The 21,645-nt window shown below is 67.4% G+C and carries 15 protein-coding genes and 1 pseudogene; 13 read left to right on the forward strand and 3 right to left on the reverse strand.

All coding sequences use genetic code 11. The features are described 5' to 3' along the window. Positions 1–120: 120 nt before the first annotated feature. Complete coding sequence (gene gltB, locus K9U40_RS15855) at positions 121–4,824, reverse strand: glutamate synthase large subunit (protein WP_282891107.1); 4,704 nt, start codon at positions 4,822–4,824, stop codon at positions 121–123. A gap of 637 nt (positions 4,825–5,461) precedes the next feature. Between gltB and K9U40_RS15860 the strand changes: the two genes are divergently transcribed. After that, the gene (locus K9U40_RS15860) at positions 5,462–6,301 is read left to right on the forward strand and encodes a hypothetical protein (RefSeq protein WP_282891108.1); all 840 of its coding nucleotides are present in this window, start codon (positions 5,462–5,464) and stop codon (positions 6,299–6,301) included. A gap of 114 nt (positions 6,302–6,415) precedes the next feature. Here the strand turns inward: K9U40_RS15860 and K9U40_RS15865 are convergent, their stop codons facing one another. Then, on the reverse strand, positions 6,416–6,997 hold the full coding sequence (locus K9U40_RS15865) for a YqaA family protein (protein ID WP_282891109.1): 582 nt from the start codon (positions 6,995–6,997) through the stop codon (positions 6,416–6,418). Between the two features lie 559 nt (positions 6,998–7,556). Here K9U40_RS15865 and K9U40_RS15870 point away from each other — a divergent pair. Further along, positions 7,557–7,682: a hypothetical protein gene (locus tag K9U40_RS15870; RefSeq protein ID WP_282891110.1), complete on the forward strand. Its 126-nt coding sequence runs from the start codon at positions 7,557–7,559 to the stop codon at positions 7,680–7,682. Positions 7,683–7,838: 156 nt separating this feature from the next. On the opposite strand, the gene K9U40_RS15875 is transcribed toward K9U40_RS15870, so the two are convergent. Beyond that, the gene (locus K9U40_RS15875; RefSeq protein ID WP_282891111.1) at positions 7,839–8,879 is read right to left on the reverse strand and encodes a 2-dehydropantoate 2-reductase; all 1,041 of its coding nucleotides are present in this window, start codon (positions 8,877–8,879) and stop codon (positions 7,839–7,841) included. Positions 8,880–9,082: 203 nt separating this feature from the next. Here K9U40_RS15875 and K9U40_RS15880 point away from each other — a divergent pair, with 203 nt between their 5' ends. The 11 genes and pseudogenes from K9U40_RS15880 to K9U40_RS15930 form a co-directional block, all read left to right on the forward strand. After that, the gene (locus K9U40_RS15880; protein WP_282891112.1) at positions 9,083–9,937 is read left to right on the forward strand and encodes an IclR family transcriptional regulator; all 855 of its coding nucleotides are present in this window, start codon (positions 9,083–9,085) and stop codon (positions 9,935–9,937) included. 340 nt (positions 9,938–10,277) lie between these two features. Further along, complete coding sequence (locus tag K9U40_RS15885) at positions 10,278–11,291, forward strand: Bug family tripartite tricarboxylate transporter substrate binding protein (RefSeq protein ID WP_282891113.1); 1,014 nt, start codon at positions 10,278–10,280, stop codon at positions 11,289–11,291. A 76-nt stretch (positions 11,292–11,367) separates the two neighbouring features. Beyond that, positions 11,368–11,883 (forward strand): tripartite tricarboxylate transporter TctB family protein, encoded by a 516-nt coding sequence (locus K9U40_RS15890; RefSeq protein ID WP_282891114.1) that lies wholly within the window; start codon positions 11,368–11,370, stop codon positions 11,881–11,883. A gap of 256 nt (positions 11,884–12,139) precedes the next feature. Further along, the gene (locus tag K9U40_RS15895; protein ID WP_282891115.1) at positions 12,140–13,657 is read left to right on the forward strand and encodes a tripartite tricarboxylate transporter permease; all 1,518 of its coding nucleotides are present in this window, start codon (positions 12,140–12,142) and stop codon (positions 13,655–13,657) included. A 365-nt stretch (positions 13,658–14,022) separates the two neighbouring features. Then, the gene (locus K9U40_RS15900) at positions 14,023–14,658 is read left to right on the forward strand and encodes a GntR family transcriptional regulator (RefSeq protein WP_282891121.1); all 636 of its coding nucleotides are present in this window, start codon (positions 14,023–14,025) and stop codon (positions 14,656–14,658) included. A 45-nt stretch (positions 14,659–14,703) separates the two neighbouring features. Beyond that, entirely contained in the window at positions 14,704–16,458 is a 1,755-nt protein-coding gene (gene oxc / locus K9U40_RS15905) for an oxalyl-CoA decarboxylase (RefSeq protein WP_282891116.1), read from the forward strand. Positions 16,459–16,593: 135 nt separating this feature from the next. Beyond that, entirely contained in the window at positions 16,594–17,871 is a 1,278-nt protein-coding gene (gene frc / locus K9U40_RS15910; RefSeq protein WP_282891117.1) for a formyl-CoA transferase, read from the forward strand. Between the two features lie 90 nt (positions 17,872–17,961). Next, entirely contained in the window at positions 17,962–18,408 is a 447-nt protein-coding gene (locus tag K9U40_RS15915) for a PAS domain-containing protein (protein ID WP_282891118.1), read from the forward strand. Positions 18,409–18,533: 125 nt separating this feature from the next. Continuing rightward, a complete protein-coding gene (gene frc / locus K9U40_RS15920) occupies positions 18,534–19,784 on the forward strand; it encodes a formyl-CoA transferase (protein WP_282891119.1) in 1,251 nt (416 codons plus the stop codon). A gap of 433 nt (positions 19,785–20,217) precedes the next feature. Continuing rightward, positions 20,218–21,420, forward strand: a complete 1,203-nt coding sequence (sucC, locus tag K9U40_RS15925; protein ID WP_282891120.1) for an ADP-forming succinate--CoA ligase subunit beta — start codon at positions 20,218–20,220, stop codon at positions 21,418–21,420. Further along, positions 21,420–21,645 (forward strand): annotated as a pseudogene (locus K9U40_RS15930) (succinate--CoA ligase subunit alpha); the annotation flags it as partial. The gene sucC and the pseudogene K9U40_RS15930, both read left to right, overlap by 1 nt.

The following is a 21,645-nucleotide window of genomic DNA, read 5'->3' on the forward strand; positions in this document are numbered from 1 at the left end:
GGGGAGGGGGCTGGCCCTTTCCGTTGAGCGCCGGCATCCGGCGATGGTGAGCCGCCGCGGCGGCGCTCCCCGACCCGCCTCCGCAAGCGGGAGCGGGCGGGAAGAGGGCGCCCCTCCGGGCTATTCCGCCGCCGCGAGGCCGCGGCGCTTCTCCATCTCGCGCAGGGCCCGGCGGTATTCCACCGGCATCACCTTGACGAACTTGGAGCGATACTCGGCCCAGTTGTCGAGGATCGCCTGCGCCCGCGCCGAGCCCGTGAAGTGCAGGTGCTTGGCAATGAGCTGGTGCAGGCGCTCCTCGTCGTGGCGGGACATGTCGCCCTGCACGTCGATGCGGCCCTTGAATTCCAGGTCGCCGCCGTGGTGGTGGAGGCGCTCGAGGAGGTCCTCCTCCTCCTCCACCGGCTCGAGGTGCACCATGGAGAGGTTGCAGCGCTTGGCGAAGCTCTTGTCCTCGTCCAGCACATAGGCGACGCCGCCGGACATGCCGGCCGCGAAGTTGCGGCCGGTCGGGCCGATCACCACCACGACGCCGCCGGTCATGTACTCGCAGCCGTGGTCGCCGGTGCCCTCAACGACGGCGATTGCACCGGAATTGCGCACGGCGAAGCGCTCGCCCGCGACACCGCGGAAGAAGCATTCGCCCTCGGTGGCGCCGTACATCACCGTGTTGCCGACGATGATGGAATGCTCCGGCACGATGGCGGAGTGCGCCGGCGGGCGGACGATGATGCGCCCTCCCGACAGGCCCTTGCCCACATAGTCGTTGGCCTCGCCGATCAGGTCGAAGGTGACGCCGGCCGCAAGGAAGGCGCCGAAGGCCTGGCCGGCGGTTCCGGTCAGCTCCACGTGGATGGTGTCGTCCGGCAGGCCCTGGCCGCCATAGGCCTTGGCCACCGCGCCGGAGAGCATGGCGCCGGCGGAGCGGTCCACCGAGCGGATCGGGGTCCTGATCTCCACGCGCTCGCCCTTTTCCAGGGCCGGCGCGGCCTTGGCGATGAGGGTGCGGTCGAGCACCTTCTCGATGGGGTGGTGCTGGCGCTCGGTGTGGCGGATGCCCACGTCGGCCGGCACCTGTGCCTGGGCGAACAGCTTCGAGAAATCGAGCCCCTTCGCCTTCCAGTGGTCGATGGCCGCCTTCTGGTCGAGCACGTCGGCCCGGCCCACCATCTCGTCCATCCTGCGGAAGCCGAGGGAGGCCATGATCTCCCGCACGTCCTCGGCGATGAAGAAGAAGTAGTTGATCACGTGCTCGGGCGTGCCCTTGAAGCGCTTGCGCAGCACCGGGTCCTGGGTCGCCACGCCCACCGGGCAGGTGTTCAGGTGGCACTTGCGCATCATGATGCAGCCCGCCGCGATGAGCGGCGCGGTGGAGAAGGCGAACTCGTCGGCCCCGAGCAGGGCGCCGATGACCACGTCGCGGCCGGTGCGCAGGCCGCCATCCACCTGCAGGGCGACGCGCGAGCGCAGGCGGTTCGCCACCAGGGTCTGCTGGGTCTCGGCGAGGCCCATCTCCCACGGCGAGCCGGCATGCTTGATGGAGGTGAGCGGGGACGCGCCCGTGCCGCCCTCGAAGCCGGAAATGGTGATGTGGTCGGCGCGCGCCTTGGCGACGCCGGCCGCCACCGTGCCCACGCCCACCTCGGACACGAGCTTCACCGACACGTCCGCGTCGGGATTCACGTTCTTCAGGTCATAGATGAGCTGGGCCAGGTCCTCGATGGAATAGATGTCGTGGTGCGGCGGCGGCGAGATGAGGCCGACGCCGGGGGTGGAGTGGCGCACCTTGGCGATCACCGCGTCCACCTTGTGGCCGGGCAATTGCCCGCCCTCGCCGGGCTTGGCGCCCTGCGCGACCTTGATCTGCATCACGTCGGAATTGACGAGATATTCCGCCGTCACGCCGAAGCGGCCGGAGGCCACCTGCTTGATGGCGGAGCGCATGGAATCGCCGTTGGGCAGGGGCTTGAAGCGCTCGGGCTCCTCGCCGCCCTCGCCGGTGTTCGACTTGCCGCCGATCCGGTTCATGGCGATGGCCAGCGTGGTGTGCGCCTCGCGCGAGATGGAGCCGAACGACATGGCGCCGGTGACGAAGCGCTTCACGATGTCGGCCGCCGGCTCGACTTCCGAGATGTCCACGCTCGCCTGGCCGATCTCGCCCGCGTCCTTGATGCGGAACAGCGAGCGCACGGTGAGCAGGCGCTTTTCCTCGTCGTTGATCATGGCGGCGAAGGCCCGGTACTTCTCCTGGGCGTTGCCGCGCACGGCATGCTGGAGCATGGCCACCGATTCCGGCGACCAGGCATGATCCTCGCCGCGCATGCGGTAGGCATATTCGCCGCCCACGTCGAGCGCCATGCGGAAGATGGGGGCGTCCGAGAAGGCGAGGGTGTGGCGGCGCACCGTCTCCTCGGCGATCTGGGCAAGGCCCACACCCTCGATGGTGGTGGCGGTGCCGAAGAAATACTTGTTCACCAGCTCCGAGGAGAGGCCCACCGCGTCGAAGATCTGGGCGCCGCAATAGGACTGGTAGGTGGAGATGCCCATCTTGGACATCACCTTCAGCAGCCCCTTGTCGATGGACTTGATGAAGCGCTTGACGATCTCCTTGTCGTCCACCTCTTCCGGAATCTCGTCCTTCATGCAGAGCAGGGTCTCGAAGGCGAGATAGGGGTTGATGGCCTCGGCGCCGTAGCCGGCGAGGCAGGCGAAATGGTGCACCTCGCGCGCCTCGCCCGTCTCCACCACGAGGCCCACCGAGGTGCGCAGGCCCTTGCGGATCAGGTGATGGTGCACGGCGGCGGTCGCCAGCAGCGCGGGGATCGGGATGCGGTCCGGACCGGTCATGCGGTCGGACAGGATGATGATGTTGTAGCCGCCGTGGACCGCGGTTTCCGCGCGCTCGCACAGGCGCTCCAGGGCATCCTCCATCCCCGCCGCGCCCTTGTCGGCCGGATAGGTGATGTCGAGGGTGCGGGTGTCGAACCGCTCCTCCATGAAGCCGATGGAGCGGATCTTCTCCAGGTCCTCGTTGGTGAGGATGGGCTGGCGCACCTCGAGCCGCTTGCGGCGGGCATTGCCCTCCAGGTCGAAGATGTTCGGCCGCGGCCCGATGAAGGAGACGAGGCTCATCACCAGTTCCTCGCGGATCGGGTCGATGGGCGGGTTCGTCACCTGGGCGAAGTTCTGCTGGAAGTAGGTATAGAGCAGCTTCGACCTGTTGGAGAGCACCGAGATGGGCGTGTCGGTGCCCATGGAGCCCACCGCCTCCTGGCCGGTGATGGCCATGGGCGCCATGAGGAGCTTGAGGTCCTCCTGGGTGTAGCCGAACGCCTGCTGGCGATCGAGCAGGGCCACGTCGGTGCGCACCTCGCGCGCCTCCACGGGCCGCAGGTCCTCCAGCACCAGCTGGGTGTGCTTGAGCCACTCCTTGTAGGGGTTGGCGCGGGCGAGGGAGGTCTTGATCTCCTCGTCGGGAACGAGGCGGCCTTCCACGAGGTCCACCAGCAGCATCTTGCCGGGCTGCAGGCGCCACTTGGTGACGATCTTCTCCTCGGGCAGCGTCAGCACGCCCATCTCGGAGGCGAGCACGATGGTGTCGTCGCTCGTCACCATGTAGCGGGCGGGGCGCAGGCCGTTGCGGTCGAGGGTCGCGACGATCTGGCGGCCGTCGGTGGCGACAATGGCAGCGGGCCCGTCCCAAGGCTCCATGAGGGCGGCGTGGTATTCGTAGAAGGCGCGGCGCTCCTCGTCCATGAGCGGATTGCCCGCCCAGGCCTCGGGAACCAGCATCATGGCCGCGTGGGGCAGGGAATAGCCGCCCTGGGTCAGGAATTCGAGCGCATTGTCGAAGCAGGCGGTGTCCGACTGGCCCTCATAGGAGATGGGCCAGAGCTTGGAGATGTCGGCGCCGAACAGCTCCGAATCCACCGAGGCCTGCCGCGCCGCCATCCAGTTGACGTTGCCGCGCAGGGTGTTGATCTCGCCGTTGTGCGCCACCATCCGGTAGGGGTGGGCCAGCGGCCAGGCCGGGAAGGTGTTGGTGGAGAAGCGCTGGTGCACCAGCGCCAGCGCGCTCTCGAAGTCCGGATCGTGCAGGTCCGGATAGTAGGCCCCCAGCTGGTCGGCCAGGAACATGCCCTTGTAGACCAGCGTGCGGCAGGAGAGCGACACCGGATAATAGCCGGCCGTGCGCGGGTCGCCGGCGCCGTAGACGGCGTTGGAGATCACCTTGCGCAGCACGAACAGGCGCCGCTCGAAGCCGTCCTCGTCGCCGGCGAACTCGCCACGGCCGAGGAACACCTGCACGTGCTTCGGCTCGGTGGGCAGCACGCTCCAGCCAAGGGAGGAATTGTCGGTGGGCACGTCGCGCCAGCCGATCAGCTCGAGGCCTTCCTCGGCCACGGCGCGCCCGTAGGCCGCGCGCACGATCTCCTCACCCTCCGCATCGCGGGGCAGGAAGATGTGGCCGACCGCATAGCGGCCGGGCTCGGGAAGGGTGAAGCCGAGCCGGGCCGCTTCCTTCACGAAGAACTTGTGGGGGATCTGCACCAGCATGCCCGCGCCGTCGCCGGCGCGCGGGTCGGCGCCCACCGCGCCGCGATGCTCCAGGTTGAGCAGGATGTTGATGCCGTCCTGGATGATGCGGTGCGACTTGCGGCCCTTGATGTCGGCGACGAAGCCGACGCCGCACGCATCCCGCTCCTGGGCCGGGTCGAACAGGCCGAAGGGTTCCGGGCGGCCGACGATCGCCGTGTCTTTCACGGCGGCGGCCGTCCGAGCCACGCTTCCGTTCAAGCCATCCTCGCGATCCGTCGCTGCCATCTCGTCGTTCCTTCTTTTCTGGCGGCCGGGCGGATGCGCCCTGCCGTCCTTACCCATCTCGCCCGTGCGCCGCCGATCCCTGGTGCCCGGTTCCCGGTGCACGGTGGTTTCGGCCGGCGTTCCCCCATCGGGCCGGGCCTGCCCGATGACATGCAGCGCCCTGCGTTGCAACTTCTGCACCACTGCCGCGCCGCGCAGAAGGGCCCACGTTCGGACGAACGCGAGCTTGAGCCGTCTTGAGCCATCGACACGGGAAATAGGGAAGTATGGTTTCCCTATCTCGGGGAAGATGCCAGAAAAGCGGCGCGCCCACAAGCGCCTCATTGGCGCAAAATCAGCCGGATTGAAGAAAAGTTGCGCTTGATACCACCAGGACGAAAGAACGGTACGGCGCACCGCGCCGCGACGCAACGGAGTTTCGGAAGGAGGGGCGGCGGGTCGCGCGCCGCGGTTGCACGCCGGTCGCACGTCGGTCGCACGTCGGTCGCCAGCGCGTCCCACGGCTGCCGTATTGGGCGCATTAAGTCGCGCGGGAATCATTCTCCCGGTCGCTTCGGCGGCAGGGCTCAAGTTTCAAGCCTGCGCGCCCATCGGCGCGACGGGACACGTGAGGTGCAGGAAGATGGAGAGGAACGCCGTGCCGCGACCCCTCGCCCGCCCCGTTCGCTTCGGCGTCGCTGCCTTTATTTTGGGCGCCGGGCTCATGCCTTTGGCTCCTGCCACGGCACAGGTGCTCCTCTATGAGGGGCCCTACGGTTATGCGCGGCCCTATGGTCCGCCGCCCCGGGCCTATCCGGTGCCGCCAGCGCCGCCCCGCGGCTATTCCATGCTGCCGCCGGGAGAAGTGCGGGACATCGTCGTCGGCATGGGCTACCGGCAGGTGTCGCGGCCCCGTCTCGCAGGGCGCACCTATGTGGTGACGGGGGTGGATGAGGATGGGCCGGCGGTGCTGCGGCTCGATGCCTTCACCGGCCGGGTGGTGAGCGCGCGCAGTGTCTATGGCGGTCCCACCATCGCCGTGCCGACGCCTCCCGGTCCGGGGGCCGGTCCTCGCCGCGCCCCGTCGCCGTCGGCGCCGCCGCGCGCGCCGGCTCCGGTGTCGCCGCCCGTTGCTGCCGCACCTGCCGCCCCGCTGCCGCCGTCGCGCCCATCGGAGGGGGCTGTCGCCGCCGTGACGCCCGGTCCGGCCGTGACCCAGCCGGCGCCTTCGAGCGCGCCTGCGGTTCCCGGTCCCGAGGCCGCCAAGGGCGCGGCGCCTCAATCCGCGCCCACCCAATCCGCGCCGGCTCAGTCGACCCCGGCGCCAACGGCGCCTGCCAGCGCCGCCGCGACCGCTTCCAAGCCGGATGCGGGACGCTCCGCCGCGCCGCAATCGGCGTCCGCGTCCCAGCGGCGGAAGGCGGGGGCGGGCACCGCCACCACCGACAACGCCGCCGCCGGTTCCGCCTCCGTGCTCTCGCGGCCCAAGGCGCAATAGCGCTGCTGCCAACGAAAACGGCCGATGAGTCCAGCTCATCGGCCGCGGGTTTCGGATGCGCCTGTTCCGGGCCTTGTGATCGGGACGCTCGCGGCCTCCAGGGGCCGGGCGCGGTCAGGCGAAGTAGGCGGCCGCCACGAGGCCGATCACCAGCACGGCGAGAAAGCTGAGGGTGACGAGGCCGAGCCGCTTCTCGATGAATTCCCGCGCCGACTGCCCGAAATGGTGCAGCAGCGCCGCCAGCAGGAAGAAGCGCGCCCCGCGGGTGATGATCGACAGCAGCACGAACCAGAACAGGTTGTAGTCGGCGAAGCCCGACGTGATGGTGACGAGCTTGAAGGGAATCGGGGTGAGGCCCTTCAGCAGGATCACCCAGTGGCCGTAATGGGCATAGGCGGCGCGGAACTGGTCCACCTTGGTGCCGTAGCCATACAGGTCGATGAGGAACTTGCCGACGCTGTCATACAGAAGCGCGCCGATGGCATAGCCCACGAGGCCGCCCAGCACCGAGGCGATGGTGGCGATGAGGGCATAGCGCCAGGCGCGGTCCGGGCGCGCCAGGGTCATGGGCACCTGCAGCACGTCCGGGGGCACCGGGAAGACGGAGCTTTCCGCAAAGGCCACCAGCGCCAGCGCCCAGGGCGCCGACGGCTTCGCGGAATAGGCGATGATCCAGTCGTAGAGCTTGCGGAGCATGGGCCGCCTTGTGCAGTGCGGTATAAAGGGTTCCTCCGCTTAGAGCGTCCGACCTTGGGAGTAAAGCGCCGGGAGGATGCGCCAAGGCCCCCGCCACACCGCCCCAGGGCGGGGACGCCAACGGTAAACCCTTGCTTTACCTTGATCTCCACGCCACGGCCGGCTGTGTCCGGCTGGACACAGACAGGGCGTTCCGTGCGGTGTAAGACCACAGGCGCCGGAACCTGAGTCGCGCGGGGCGAGCCCCGGATCTGGTGCCGAGCGGAATGGGTGTCGCTGTCCGGGAGAGGGTCCCGGAACGCCGGCGGAACTCTTCCGTTCAGCCTTTTTGAACCGCTGATGAATTACACGTTCAGCCCTGGTGGGGCGCAAGGGGCGTAGAGCATGCGCCGGTCAGGTTGCAGCGCAACCGGATCGGGCAAACGCTCCCTTCCGCAAGGAGGAGGCCGGGTGGTTCAGGTTGGAAGAGCCTGGGCCGCGCGGCGTCTGGAACGGTGCTGCCTTGGGAGCAACGTGCAATTCGGCTCGGTCTGGCCGCGACGCAAGTTGAGGGATGAGGATGTTCAAGCGAATCGCCGTGTTTACCGTTCTTGTGCTCGGTTACGTCCTGACCGGCATGGCGCTGAACGCCAGCCAGCCGAACCCGGGCACGCCGCTGGCGGCGCCGGTGACGGAGAGCGAGTGATCCCACGGGCTGCGCCGGCCTCGCGCCGGCGCGCCGGACCGGGTCACGCCGGTCTGCGGTTTCAAGCCGCTGGAACGAAAACGGCCGGGCGCATGTCCCGGCCTTTTCTTTTACCTTGCGGGACCCGGCTTGCGCCGGATCGGGACCGCGTCGCGCTCAGTGCGCGGCCGCCTTCTTCGCAGGCGCGAGATCGGCCGCGGTGACCGGCGGCACGGCGAGGATGTCGCCGAGGCCGGCCATGGCCGCGCGCTGGCGCACCAGCGCCAGCACCACGTCGAGCGTGGGCGTGGGCAGTTCCAGCATCCGGCCCATTTCCTGGACCACGCTCACCAGCGGGTCGATCTCCATGGGCCGGTCGCGCTCGAGGTCCTGCAGCATGGAGGTCTTGTGGGCGCCCACCGCGCCGGCTCCGTTGATGCGCCGCTCCACGTCCACGCGGAACGTGATGCCCAGCTTCTCGGCGATGGCCTGGGCCTCCAGCATCATGGCCTTGGCCACGGCGCGGGTGCCAGGATCGGCGGCGATGATGTCGAGGGTGGCATGGGTCAGGGCGCTGACGGGATTGAAGCAGAGGTTGCCCCACAGCTTCAGCCACAGCTCGTCGCGGATGTTGGTCATCACCGGCGCGCGCAGGCCGCCTTTCTCCATCATCTGGCTCAGGGCGGTGACGCGCGGGGTGATCTCGCCCGACGGCTCGCCGAGGGGGAACTTGTCGCCGTAGATGTGCTGGACCACGCCCGGCGCCACCACCTCGGTGGCGGGATAGACGATGCAGCCCAGCGCCCGCTCGGGCTTGAGCACCTCCCACTGCCGGGCACCGGGGTCGATGGTGGCCAGCGTCCGGTTCTCCAGCGCGCCGCCGTGCTTGTAGAAATACCAGTAGGGCACGCCGTTCACGGCGGTGACGATGGAGGTATCGCTGCCGATGAGCGGGCGCATCTTCTCCACCACGCCCGGCACCGAATGGCCCTTGAGGGCGATGATGACGTAATCCTGCGGGCCCAGCTCGCGGGGGTCGTCGGTGGCGCGGACGCGGCTCACCCGCTCCTCGCCATTGATCAGCAGCTTCAGGCCGTTGGTCTGCATGGCTTCAAGATGGGCGCCGCGGGCCACGAGGCTCACCTCGGCCCCGGCGCCAGCGAGCTGGGCGCCGAGATAGCCGCCGATGGCTCCGGCTCCATAGATGCACACCTTCATGGCCGATCCCTCCTGTTGTCCCATTACGTATTATGTATGCCAGATTAGGGCGCGCATTTCGCCCTTGGCAACCGTCCTTCCACGATAGCAGTGGAAATTAATTCCGAAAGATGGAAAATTTGTCACAGGGTGGACGCCGGCTCCTGTCGGGCTAGGTTGGGGGCCACTACAGACGCCGGAACGCGAGCCGCAAGGAGCCAGGAATGCCGGAGACCGAGGTCGCACCACGCCGCAGAGGTCGCCCCGCCTCGGGGGCGGCGGCAGAGGGCGGGGCCGAGGTCCAGTCCCTCGACCGGGCCATCGCCCTCCTGCGTGTGGTGGCGGACCAGGACGGCATGGCGCTGGCCGAGATCGCCCGCCGGGCCGAATTGCCCGTCTCCACCGTGCATCGCCTGCTGACCACGCTGGAGAAACGCCAGCTGGTGAACCACGATCTGTCCACCGGGCTGTGGACCGTGGGGCTCGGCCTGTTCCGCATCGGCTCGGCCTATCTGCGCATCCGCAAGCTGCCGGACATCGGCCGCCCGGTGATTCGCCGGCTGCTGCACGAGACCGACGAGACGGTGAACCTCGCCATGTTCGACGCCATGGAACTGGTGGTGGTGGCCCAGGCCGAGGCCCATGCGCCGGTCCGGGCCTTTTTCCGATTGGGGGCGCGGCTGCCATTGCATGCCACGGCTGCGGGCAAGGCGGTCATCGCCGCTGCCACGCCGGCCTTCCGTGGCGCCTGCCTCGCCCAGATCCGCTACGAGCCCTTCACCACCGCCACCCATCGGGAGGAGCGGGCGCTGATGGACGACGTGGCGCAGATCCTTGAGCGTGGCTTTGCCGTGGACCGGGAAGAACATGCGCCGGGCATGCGGGCCGTGGCCGCGGCCATCCTCAATGAATGGCGCGATCCCATTGGCGCCGTTTCCGTTTCGGCTCCCGCCGTGCGGATGAGCGAAGATCGCATCCTGCGTCTTGGTCGGCGCGTTGCCGCCGCCGCCGAGCAGATGACCCGGCTCTATTCGGGCGTGGATGAAACCCTGCCGCAGGACTATGCGGTCTATCGGTAAGGTCTACTGCCGGATCTGGAATACATTATTTTAGATCACATAATACGGCGCACCGAATGCTGAATTGAAAATTCCAATTGACACGCCTGACATGCATTATACTCTTCCCGGGCCGCCCTAACGTAAGCGGTGGAAACGCCAAAAAGAACGCCAAATAGAAAAGACGTGAGAGCCCGTTCCGGCCAGATCTCATCGCCATCTCGCCGGTAAAATGGTCTCTCCCCTGAAATCGAGGGACGGATCCTGCGCGCGGGTCGCCAAATCCTGCGGGCTCCATCTCGATCGGCACAAGTCTCGATCCGCACAACAACAAAGCGGACGATCCGGGAGGAAGATCAAAATGCATTCGGCAATCGCCAGAACAATCAGGCGAGGTGCGGCTGCACTCGCCGTGGCCGCGGCTTTTTCTCCTCTGGCGGCGCACGCCTGGGAGCCCACGAAGACCGTTGAATTCATCGTGCCGGCGGGCACGGGCGGCGGCGCCGACCAGATGGCGCGCATGATTCAGGGCATTGTTCAGAAGAACAACCTGATGACTCAGCCCCTCGTCGTCATCAACAAGTCCGGCGGCGCGGGCGCCGAAGGCTTCCTCGACGTGAAGGGATCCAACCGGAACCCTCACAAGATCATCATTTCCCTGTCCAATCTCTTCACCACGCCGCTCGCCACCGGCGTGCCCTTCTCCTGGAAGGACATGACGCCGGTCTCCATGCTCGCCCTCGACGAATTCGTCCTGTGGGTGAACGCGAAGGCGCCCTACGACGACGTGAAGGGCTATCTGGCGGCGCTGAAGGCGGCGTCCGGAGACCAGGTGTTCAAGATGGGCGGCACCGGCTCCAAGCAGGAAGACCAGATCATCACCGCCGCCATCGAGCAGAAGACCGGCGCCAAGTTCATCTACGTGCCCTACAAGGGCGGCGGCGACGTGGCGGCGCAGCTGGTCGGCGGGCATGTCACCTCGTCGGTGAACAATCCCATCGAGGCCGTTTCCCAATGGCGCGCCGGCGAGCTGAAGCCGCTGTGCGTGTTCGATAACCAGCGCCTGCCCTACAAGGAGCCCATCGCCAGCGGCAAGTCGTGGGCCGATATCCCCACCTGCAAGGAAGCCGGGCTCGACATCGAATACCTGATGCTGCGCGGCATCTTCATGCCGCCGGGGGCCTCGAAGGACCAGACCGACTATTTCGTGGACCTGTTCAAGCGGGTGCGCGCGACCCCCGAGTGGCAGGAGTTCATGCAGAAGGGCGCCTTCAACACCACCGCTTTGACCGGTCCGGAATACGCCGCCTGGCTCGCCAAGGCCGAGGGGACCCACAAGGACCTGATGGAGAAGGCCGGCTTCGTCGCGAAGTAACGGGAACGGCTCCGCCGGGTCCGGCGGAGCCGTTCCCGACGCGGCAGGCATGTCTTCGTCAACGGGAGATCGGGTCATGAACAGCGAAACCGGCCATTCCGGCCAGAACGAGAAGACTGTCACCAACCGCACCATGGACGTGGTGGTGGCGCTGATCTTCATGGGCGTCTCGGCGCTCGTGATGAGCGACAGCTGGCGCGTCGGCGCCAGCTGGGCGGCGGACGGCCCGCAGGCGGGCTACTTCCCCTTCTATGTGGGCCTGATCATGTTCATCGCCAGCGCCGTCACGCTGGTGCAGAACTTCGTCACGCGCCATCCCGACCTCGGCAATTTCGTCGATCGCACCCAGCTTGTCTCGGTGATGCAGGTTCTGGTGCCGACGGTGGCCTATGTGGGGCTGATCTTCATTCTGGGGATCTATCTCGCCTCCGCCGTCTTCATCGCCTTCTTCATGTGGTGGCTGGGCAAGTATTCGCCGGCGCGCATCATCCCGGTGGCGGTGGGCGTGCCGCTCGCCCTCTTCGTGATGTTCGAGATCTGGTTCCTCGTGCCCCTGCCCAAGGGACCGCTGGAAACCGCGCTCGGCTACTGAGCCGGAAGGCCCGTGGGCCTTTCCCGCCAAGGCGGGAAGCATCGGAAAGACCCGTGCGCGAGGACAGCTCCGCGCACCGAGCGCCGCATCCGCATCCCCCCGTCTGCGGACGGGGTCGGCGGACGCTCCGCGAAACAGCAGCCCGGCGCGCCGGCTCAGCCGCGATGCCTGAAACCGGCCACCCCTGAAAAGACAACGCGCCCGCCCCTCAAGGTCGCCGCCAGACGCGGCCTGAGGCGGCGCAACGGAGGACCCCGTGGAAGCGCTCACCTCACTCATCGGAGGGTTCGGTGTCCTCGCCGACCCCATGAACATCGTCTACATGTTCGTCGGCATCACGCTCGGCGTGCTCATTGGCGTGCTGCCGGGCCTCGGGGGCGCGAACGGCGTCGCCATCCTGCTGCCGCTCACCTTCTCCATGACGCCGGTCTCCGCCATCATCATGCTCTCCTCCATCTATTGGGGGGCCCTGTTCGGCGGCGCCATCACCTCGATCCTGTTCAACATTCCCGGCGAGCCGTGGAGCGTGGCCACCACCTTCGACGGGCACCCCATGGCCCAGAAGGGAAAAGCGGGCGAGGCATTGACGGGGGCCTTCACCGGCTCCTTCATCGGCGCCTTCTTCGCGGTGCTGCTGATCACCTTCCTCGCCCCGGTCATCGCCAAGTTCGCGCTGCAGTTCGGCCCGGCGGAGTTCTTCGCGGTCTATCTCCTCACCTTCTGCGCCTTCGTGGGCATGGGGCGGGAGCCGGCGGCAAAGGTCATCGCTGCCATGATGCTGGGCTTCGCGCTTGCGGCCGTGGGCATCGACACGGTGACCGGCCAACTGCGCATGACCTTCGGCTCGGTGGAGTTGCTGCGCGGCTTCGACTTCCTGGTGGCGGTCATCGGCCTGTTCGGCGTGGGCGAGATCCTGCTCACCATGGAAGAGGGGCTGGCCTTCAAGGGCAAGAGTGCGGCCATCAACCTCAAGGTGGTGGTCAATACCTGGAAGCAGCTGCCGAAATACTGGGTCGGCTGCCTGCGCTCGGCCATCGTCGGCTGCTGGATGGGCGTGACCCCCGGCGGCGCCACGCCGGCCTCCTTCATGAGCTACGGCCTCGCCAAGAAGTTCTCCAAGAACGGACGCAACTTCGGCAAGGGCGAGCTGGAAGGCGTGGTGATGCCGGAAGTGGCGGCGCATGCCGCCGGCACCTCGGCGCTGCTGCCCATGCTGACGCTCGGCATCCCCGGCTCGCCCACGGCGGCGGTGCTGCTCGGCGGCCTGCTGATCTGGGGCCTCCAGCCCGGACCGCTGCTGTTCGTGGAGCAGAAGGACTTCGTGTGGGGCCTCATCGCCTCGATCTATCTCGGCAACATCGCCGGGCTGATCGTGGTGCTGACCACGGTGCCGATCTTCGCGGCCATCCTGCGCATTCCGTTCAGCGTCATCGCGCCCATCATCCTCGTGATCTGCGCGGTGGGGGCCTACACGGTGCACAATGCGGGACTGGACATCGCCGTGATGCTGGTGTTCGGCGTCATCGGCTACCTGTTCAAGAAGCTGCAATATCCGCTGGCGCCGCTGGTGCTGGCCCTGGTGCTGGGCGACATGGCGGAAAGCTCCTTCCGGCAGGCCATGCTGGTCTCCCAGGGCCACCTGTCCATCTTCTGGTCCAACCCGCTGGTGGGCTCCATCGTCACCCTCGCCCTCGTCATGCTGATCTGGCCGCTGGTGTCGATGGTTCTCGCCCGGTTCAAGGCGCACGGCTCCAAGCCCGCCGCCGCCGAGTGAGCGGGACCTGAAGCCAAAGACGGCGGGGCGACTGAAGGCACACCCCACCTCCATTACAGACCGGGCGGAGCCCTCCGCCCGGTCTGCCGACGATCCCGGGCCGACCCGCGTCGGCCGGTCTTCGACCCGTGCAAGCCCAGCAATGCTGCGGTGCGCAATCGAATCTCGGGGCCGTGGGATTGCGTTGGCGTTATGAAGACCGTATACAGTATTTCACGGAGTTGGACCGCCTCGCCAGAAGGTGGCCGTTCCAGGGAGAGGAACCAAAGGTCGTGCATCAATTGCCCGTGCATCAGACCCCCGTGCAGCTCACGGACCCTCCGAAGCTCAACGTCGAGCCGCTGGAGGCCGCCTCCAGCCTGCGCATGCTGGCCTATGACGCGCTCAAGCGCGCCATCACCCAGATGGACATCTATGGCAGCGCCGCCGAATTTCGCCTCGACGAGCGCCAGCTGTCGGAGACGCTCGGCGTGTCCCGCACGCCCATCCGCGAGGCGATGACGGTGCTGGAGCAGGAGGGCTTCGTGCGCTCCGTGCCGCGCCGGGGCATCTTCGTGGTGCGCAAGACCAAGCGCGAGATTCTCGACCTCATCGTGGTGTGGGCGGCGCTGGAGAGCATGGCCGCGCGCCTCGCGGCGACGAGCGCCTCGGACGAGGAGATCGCCGGCCTCAGGCGCCTGTTCAACGAATTCGAGGCCGCGCCGCCGGCTGGCCCGATGCATGAATATTCCGAGGCGAACATCGCCTTCCACCAGGCGGTGATCCGCATGGGAGGCTGCCGCCTGATCGTGGATATGACCGGCAACCTGTTCCTGCACATGCGCGCCATCCGCGCGGTGTCGGTGCGGCAGGAGAACCGGTTTGAAATCTCCATGCGGGAACACATGGCGATCATCGACGCGCTCGAGCAACGGGACCCAGATCTCGCCGAGCGCCTGGTGCGGGAACACACCATGGGCCTTGCGGCCCATGTGGAGCGGCACGGTGTCTTTCCCGAATAGGCCGAGAACGAGCCGAACCGGGACGACACAGCAAGGAGACGCCTCATGGCAACGGCGGAAAAGACCAAGATCGAAGACAATGTGGTGCACCTCGACACCGCGCCCGAGCAGGAGCTCACCGACGGCTTCCACCTCGTCATTGATGCCCTGAAGCTGAACGGCATCGAGACCATCTACGGCGTCCCCGGCATCCCGATCACCGACCTCGGCCGCATGGCCCAGGAGGAGGGGATCCGCGTCATCTCTTTCCGTCATGAGCAGAATGCCGGCAACGCGGCGGCCATCGCCGGCTTCCTCACCAAGAAGCCGGGCGTGTGCCTCACCGTCTCCGCGCCGGGCTTCCTCAACGGCCTCACGGCGCTGGCCAACGCCACCACCAACTGCTTCCCGATGATCCTCATCTCCGGCTCGTCCGAGCGCGAGATCGTGGATCTCCAGCAGGGCGACTATGAGGAGATGGACCAGCTCGCCATCGCCAAGCCCCTGTGCAAGGCGGCCTTCCGCGTGCTGCATGCGGCGGACATCGGCATCGGCGTGGCGCGCGCCATCCGCGCGGCGGTGTCGGGCCGTCCCGGCGGTGTTTATCTCGACCTGCCGGCCAAGCTGTTCTCGCAGGCGATGGATGCCGAAGCCGGCGCGAAATCGCTGGTGAAGGTGATTGATCCGGCGCCGGCGCAGCTTCCCTCGCCCGCCGCCGTGGACCGCGCCATCGAGCTCCTGAAGGGCGCCAGGAAGCCCCTCGTCATCCTCGGCAAGGGCGCGGCCTATGCCCAGGCGGATGAGGAGATCCGCGCGTTCGTCGAGAACAGCGGCATCCCCTTCCTGCCCATGAGCATGGCCAAGGGCCTCCTGCCCGACACCCATCCCCAGTCCGCCGGCGCCGCGCGCTCCACCGCGCTCAAGGATGCCGACGTGGTGCTGCTCGTCGGCGCCCGGCTCAACTGGCTATTGTCGCACGGCAAGGGCAAGACCTGGGGCGACGCGCCCAAGAAGTTCATCCAGGCGGACATCGAGCCCCGCGAGATGGACTCGAACGTGGAGATCGCGGCGCCGCTGGTGGGCGACATCGGCTCCGTCATCGCGGCGCTGAACGCCCGCATCGACGGCAGCTGGCAGGCCCCGCCCGCCGAGTGGGTGGAGACCATCCGCTCCAAGAAGGAAGCCAACATCGCCAAGATGGCGCCGAAGCTGCTCAAGAATTCGGTGCCCATGGACTTCCATTCGGCGCTCGGCGCGCTGAAGAACGTCATCAAGGAGCGGCCCGACGCCATCCTCGTCAACGAGGGTGCCAACACGCTCGACCTCGCCCGCGGCATCATCGACATGCACCAGCCGCGCAAGCGCCTGGACGTGGGCACCTGGGGCGTCATGGGCATCGGCATGGGCTTCGCGGTGGGCGCGGCCGTGGAAACCGGCAAGCCGGTGCTGGCGGTGGAAGGCGACAGCGCGTTCGGCTTCTCCGGCATGGAGGTGGAGACCATCTGCCGCTACGGCCTGCCGGTCACCATCGTCATCTTCAACAACAACGGCATCTATCGCGGCACCGATACCGACCCCACCGGGCGCGATCCCGGCACCACGGTGTTTGTGCCCGGCGCCCGCTACGACAAGATGATGGAAGCCTTCGGCGGCGTGGGCGTGCATGTCACCTCCCCCGACGAGCTCTATCGCGCCGTGAGTGCCGCCATGGACAGCGGCAAGCCCACTTTGATCAACGCGGTGATTGATCCGGCGGCCGGCTCGGAGAGCGGCAATATCGGCTCGCTCAATCCGCAGAGCGTCGTGAAAAAGAAGAAGTGATCGCGGCCTGACCGCAGTTCCGGCGGGCGGGAGACATTCCGCCCGCCGCCCCGAAGACCAAAAAACAACAACAGTAAACCGGGAACGAGAAACAGAACGGCGCAGCGTCGCAAGACCAGCCGAAGCGAGGACAAGATGGGCAAGGCACTAGAGGGGGTCCGCATCCTGGACTTCACCCACGTTCAATCCGGACCGAGCTGCACCCAGCTGCTCGCGTGGTTCGGCGCGGACGTGATCAAGGTGGAGCGGCCGGGCGAAGGCGACGTGACGCGCGGCCAGCTGCGCGATCTCGCGGACGCGGACAGCCTCTATTTCACCATGCTCAACTCCAACAAGCGCTCCATCACGCTCGACACCAAGACCGCGGACGGCAAGGCCGTGCTGGAGGATCTGGTGAAGCGGTGCGACGTGCTGGTGGAGAATTTCGCCCCCGGCGCCCTCGATCGCATGGGGCTGACCTGGGAGCGCCTGTCCTCCATCAATCCGCGCCTCATCCTCGCCTCGGTGAAGGGCTTCGGCCCCGGCCCGTTCGAGGACTGCAAGGTCTATGAGAATGTGGCCCAGTGCGCCGGCGGCGCCGCCTCCACCACCGGCTTCCGCGACGGCCCGCCGGTGGTCAGCGCGGCCCAGATCGGCGACTCGGGCACCGGCCTGCATCTCGCGCTCGGCATCGTCACGGCGCTGTTCCAGCGCGAGCATACCGGGCGCGGGCAGAAGGTGCTGTGCGCCATGCAGGATGCGGTGCTGAACCTGTGCCGGGTGAAGCTGCGCGACCAGCAGCGCCTCGGCCACGGCCCGCTCATGGAATACAGCCAGTACGGCGAGGGCGTTCCCTTCGGCGATACGGTGCCCCGCGCCGGCAACGATTCCGGCGGCGGCCAGCCCGGCCGCATCCTGCGTTGCAAGGGCTGGGAGCAGGATCCCAACGCCTACATCTACTTCATCACCCAGGGTCCGGTGTGGGCGAAGATCTGCGACGTCATCGGCGAGCCGGACTGGAAGACCAAGCCGGACTATGCCAGCCCGGCTGCCCGCCTGCCGCATCTCAACGAGATCTTCACCCGCATCGAGGCGTGGACCATGGCCCACACCAAGTTCGAGGCCATGGAGATCCTCAACCAATACGACATCCCCTGCGGGCCGATCCTCTCCATGAAGGAGATCGCCGAGGACACCTCGCTCTATGCCACCGGCACGCTGGTGGAGGTGGAGCACCCGGTGCGCGGCACCTACCTGACCGTGGGCAACCCCATCAAGCTCTCCGACAACCAGGTGGAGGTGGAGCGCTCGCCGCTCCTCGGGGAGCACACGGACGAGGTGCTCTCCCAGGTGCTGGGCCTCACCCCCGACCGCATCGACACCCTGCGCCAGTCCGGCGCGCTCGGCACGCCGCGCAGGATGGCGGCGGAATAGGAGACGGCCTCCGGGCGGTGCCCTGAGGGGCCGCCCCTGCCGCCGGCACCGGCCCGGCGGGAGGCGGAATAGTTGAAGAGGAACAGGTTCATGACTGCGGCCCTAGATCTTGCTCAGCTGCTAGACGCCGTCGGAGACGCCATCGTCGTCTGCGACCAGGCCGGCGCCATCACGCTCTGGAACACGGGTGCCGAGCGCATGTTCGGCTTCTCGCCTGCGGAGGCCCTGGGCCAGTCCCTGGACATCATCATCCCGGAGCGCCAGCGCAAGCGGCACTGGGACGGCTACGACGTGACCATGCGCACCGGCGTCACCCGCTACGGGACGAGCCTCCTGCGCGTGCCGGCCGTCCACAGGGACGGGCACGCCCTGTCCATCGCCTTCACCGTCGCCCTCGTCCTCTCGGCCGACGGCAAGCCGACGCATATCGCTGCGGTCATCCGCGACGAGACGGAGCGGTGGAAGGAGGAGCGCAGCCTTCTGAAGCGCGTCGCCGAGCTCGAGGCGAAGCTGAAGGAGAGTTCACAAGCACAATAGCCGGGGCAACCGGCAGCAGTCGGGCGGGCGGCCTGCGCCGTCCCGGCCGGGTTTTCGAGAGGAGACGGGCGGAAGGCCCCTTCTCACCTTGATCTTAAAGGCAACGCTGACAAGGGAACGCGACCATGACGAAGCCATTGGAAGGCATCAAGATCATCGACTTCACGCACGTTCAGGCCGGCCCCGCCTGCACGCAGCTTCTCGCCTGGTTCGGCGCGGACGTGATCAAGGTGGAGCGCCCCGGCTCGGGCGACGTGACGCGCAACCAGCTGCGCGACATCTCCAATGCCGACGCGCTCTACTTCACCATGCTGAACTCCAACAAGCGCTCCCTGACCCTCGACACCAAGACCCAGCAGGGCAAGGAAGTGCTGGAGAAGCTCATCAAGGAAAGCGACGTGCTGGTGGAGAATTTCGCTCCCGGCGCGCTGGACCGCATGGGCTTCACCTGGGAGCGCATCAACGAGCTGAACCCGGGCATGATCGTCGCCTCGGTGAAGGGCTTCTCCGACGGACACCATTATGAAGACCTGAAGGTGTACGAGAACGTCGCCCAGTGCGCCGGCGGCGCGGCCTCCACCACCGGCTTCTGGGATGGCCCGCCCACCGTCTCCGCGGCGGCGCTGGGGGACTCCAACACCGGCATGCACCTCGCCATCGGCATCCTCACCGCGCTGCACGCCCGCAACAAGACCGGCAAGGGCCAGAAGGTGGCCGTGTCCATGCAGGACGCCGTCATCAACCTGTGCCGCGTGAAGCTGCGCGACCAGCAGCGCCTCGACCGCGTGGGCTACCTGGAAGAATACCCGCAGTACCCCCACGGCACCTTCTCCGACGTGGTGCCGCGCGGCGGCAATGCGGGCGGCGGCGGCCAGCCGGGCTGGGTGCTGAAGTGCAAGGGCTGGGAGACCGATCCCAACGCCTACATCTACTTCACCGTGCAGGAGCAGGCCTGGGGCAAGGTGGCCGAGGCCATCGGCAAGCCGGAATGGATCAACGACCCGGCCTACAGCACCGCCCGCGCCCGCCAGGACAAGATCTTCGACATCTTCGCCACCATCGAGGCGTGGCTGGCCGACAAGACCAAGTTCGAGGCGGTGGACATCCTGCGCAAGTTCGACATCCCCTGCGCGCCGGTGCTCACCATGAAGGAGATCGCCGAGGACGAGTCGCTCAGGAAGAGCGGCACCATCGTCGAGGTGGATCACAAGCAGCGCGGCAAGTACCTCACCGTCGGCAGCCCCATCAAGTTCTCCGACATGTCGGTGGAGGTCACCGGCTCGCCGCTGCTGGGCGAGCACACCGATGAGGTCTTGTCCGAACTCGGCTATTCGGCGGACCAGATCAAGTCCATGCACGAAGGCCGCGTGGTCTGATCGCCACGTCTGCACAACGGAACCCGCAAACATGCGGGTTCCGGCGATCCGCGCGGGCGGGCCGGGAACGGGCCGCCACGTGCTGACGGCGGCGAAACGGGGATGCTCGGCACACGGCCGGGCATGACCTGGATTCGTCCCTCCGTCTGCCTTTGACGTGAGAATCGGGACTTCGGTTCCGCCCCATCCGGACCCCGCGGCGCTGAGCGCCCCTTGCCGGTCCCGCGCCGCCCCTGAGGGGCTGGCCCAATCAGTCTGGAACCCCGCCGAGAGCGTCACGCCTGCGGCCCCGATCGGCGTCGTGAACTGGCGCCGTGTCGCATTGGTGCGCGGACCGGATTGCGTGCAGACTACGACTTTGGTCGCAGGACGCAGCCGGAAGAGCCGCGCCCGAGGTCGCTGCATGCGCGGCCCTCGACGAGGGAGGAACCCCATGAACATTCACGAGTACCAGGCGAAGGCCATTCTCAAGGATTTCGGCGTCCCGGTGCCGCGCGGCATTGCCGCCTTCACCCCCGAGGAAGCGGAGGCGGCGGCCGCGAAGCTGGGCGGCATCGCCTTCGTGGTGAAGGCGCAGATCCATGCCGGCGGGCGCGGCAAGGGCAGGTTCAAGGAATTGCCCGAGGAGGCCAAGGGCGGCGTGCGGGTGGTGAAGACCCCCGCCGACGTGAAGGCGAGCGCCGCCGAGATGCTGGGCAATACCCTCGTCACCCTCCAGACCGGTCCGGAGGGCAAGCAGGTGAACCGCCTGTACGTGGAGGAGGGCGCCTCCATCGACAAGGAACTCTATTTGTCCATGCTGGTGGACCGCGCCACGTCGCGCGTCGCCTTCGTGGTCTCCACCGAGGGCGGCATGGACATCGAGGAGGTGGCCCATTCCACCCCCGAGCGCATCGTCACCTTCTCGGTGGACCCGGCCACCGGCGTGCAGCCCCTGCATGGCCGCAAGGTGGCGCAGGCGCTGGGGCTTTCCGGCGATCTCGCCAGGCAGGCGGTGGCGCTGACGGCAAAACTCTACCGCGCCTTCACCGAAAAGGACATGAGCCTTCTGGAGATCAACCCGCTGGTGCTGACGCGCGACGATCGCCTCGTCTGCCTCGACGCCAAGGTGGGCTTTGATTCCAACGCCCTGTTCCGCCATCCGGACGTGGCGCAGCTGCGCGACGAGAGCGAGGAGGATCCCAAGGAGATCGAGGCCTCGCGCCATGACCTTTCCTATATCGCCCTTGATGGCACCATCGGCTGTATGGTCAATGGCGCGGGTCTCGCCATGGCCACCATGGACATCATCAAGCTCTACGGCCGCGAGCCGGCGAACTTCCTCGACGTGGGCGGCGGCGCCACCAAGGAGAAGGTGACGGCCGCCTTCAAGATCATCACCGCCGATCCCAATGTCGAGGGAATATTGGTGAACATCTTCGGCGGCATCATGCGCTGCGACGTGATCGCGGAAGGCGTCATCGCCGCGGTGCGGCAGGTGGGGCTGAACGTGCCCCTCGTGGTCCGGCTCGCCGGCACCAACGTGGACGAGGGCAAGAAGATCATCCGCGAGTCGGGGCTGAACGTGATCCCGGCGGACGATCTCGATGACGCGGCGCAGAAGATCGTCGCCGCCGTGAAGAAGGAAGCTGCGTGATGTCCGTGCTCATCGACGCCAACACGAAGGTCATCACCCAGGGTTTTACCGGCAAGAACGGCACTTTCCATGCCGAGCAGGCCATCATGTACGGCACGAAGATGGTCGGCGGCACCTCGCCGGGCAAGGGCGGCTCCACCCATCTCGGCCTGCCGGTGTTCGACACCGTGATCGAGGCCAGGGAGGCGACCGGGGCCGACGCCTCGGTGATCTACGTGCCGCCGC

It is taken from the genome of Xanthobacter autotrophicus, assembly GCF_030015065.1.
Classification (GTDB): domain Bacteria; phylum Pseudomonadota; class Alphaproteobacteria; order Rhizobiales; family Xanthobacteraceae; genus Xanthobacter; species Xanthobacter autotrophicus_D.

Bases quoted from the DNA above. Each gene is read 5' to 3' on its own strand.
- K9U40_RS15865 (WP_282891109.1), bottom strand. From the start codon at position 6,997: ATGCTCCGCAAGCTCTACGACTGGATCATCGCCTATTCCGCGAAGCCG.
- sucC (WP_282891120.1), top strand. From the start codon at position 20,218: ATGAACATTCACGAGTACCAGGCGAAGGCCATTCTCAAGGATTTCGGC.
- K9U40_RS15890 (WP_282891114.1), top strand. From the start codon at position 11,368: ATGAACAGCGAAACCGGCCATTCCGGCCAGAACGAGAAGACTGTCACC.
- frc (WP_282891117.1), top strand. From the start codon at position 16,594: ATGGGCAAGGCACTAGAGGGGGTCCGCATCCTGGACTTCACCCACGTT.
- K9U40_RS15915 (WP_282891118.1), top strand. From the start codon at position 17,962: ATGACTGCGGCCCTAGATCTTGCTCAGCTGCTAGACGCCGTCGGAGAC.
- K9U40_RS15875 (WP_282891111.1), bottom strand. From the start codon at position 8,879: ATGAAGGTGTGCATCTATGGAGCCGGAGCCATCGGCGGCTATCTCGGC.
- gltB (WP_282891107.1), bottom strand. From the start codon at position 4,824: ATGGCAGCGACGGATCGCGAGGATGGCTTGAACGGAAGCGTGGCTCGG.
- K9U40_RS15900 (WP_282891121.1), top strand. From the start codon at position 14,023: ATGCTGGCCTATGACGCGCTCAAGCGCGCCATCACCCAGATGGACATC.
- K9U40_RS15870 (WP_282891110.1), top strand. From the start codon at position 7,557: ATGTTCAAGCGAATCGCCGTGTTTACCGTTCTTGTGCTCGGTTACGTC.
- frc (WP_282891119.1), top strand. From the start codon at position 18,534: ATGACGAAGCCATTGGAAGGCATCAAGATCATCGACTTCACGCACGTT.
- K9U40_RS15880 (WP_282891112.1), top strand. From the start codon at position 9,083: ATGCCGGAGACCGAGGTCGCACCACGCCGCAGAGGTCGCCCCGCCTCG.
- oxc (WP_282891116.1), top strand. From the start codon at position 14,704: ATGGCAACGGCGGAAAAGACCAAGATCGAAGACAATGTGGTGCACCTC.
- K9U40_RS15885 (WP_282891113.1), top strand. From the start codon at position 10,278: ATGCATTCGGCAATCGCCAGAACAATCAGGCGAGGTGCGGCTGCACTC.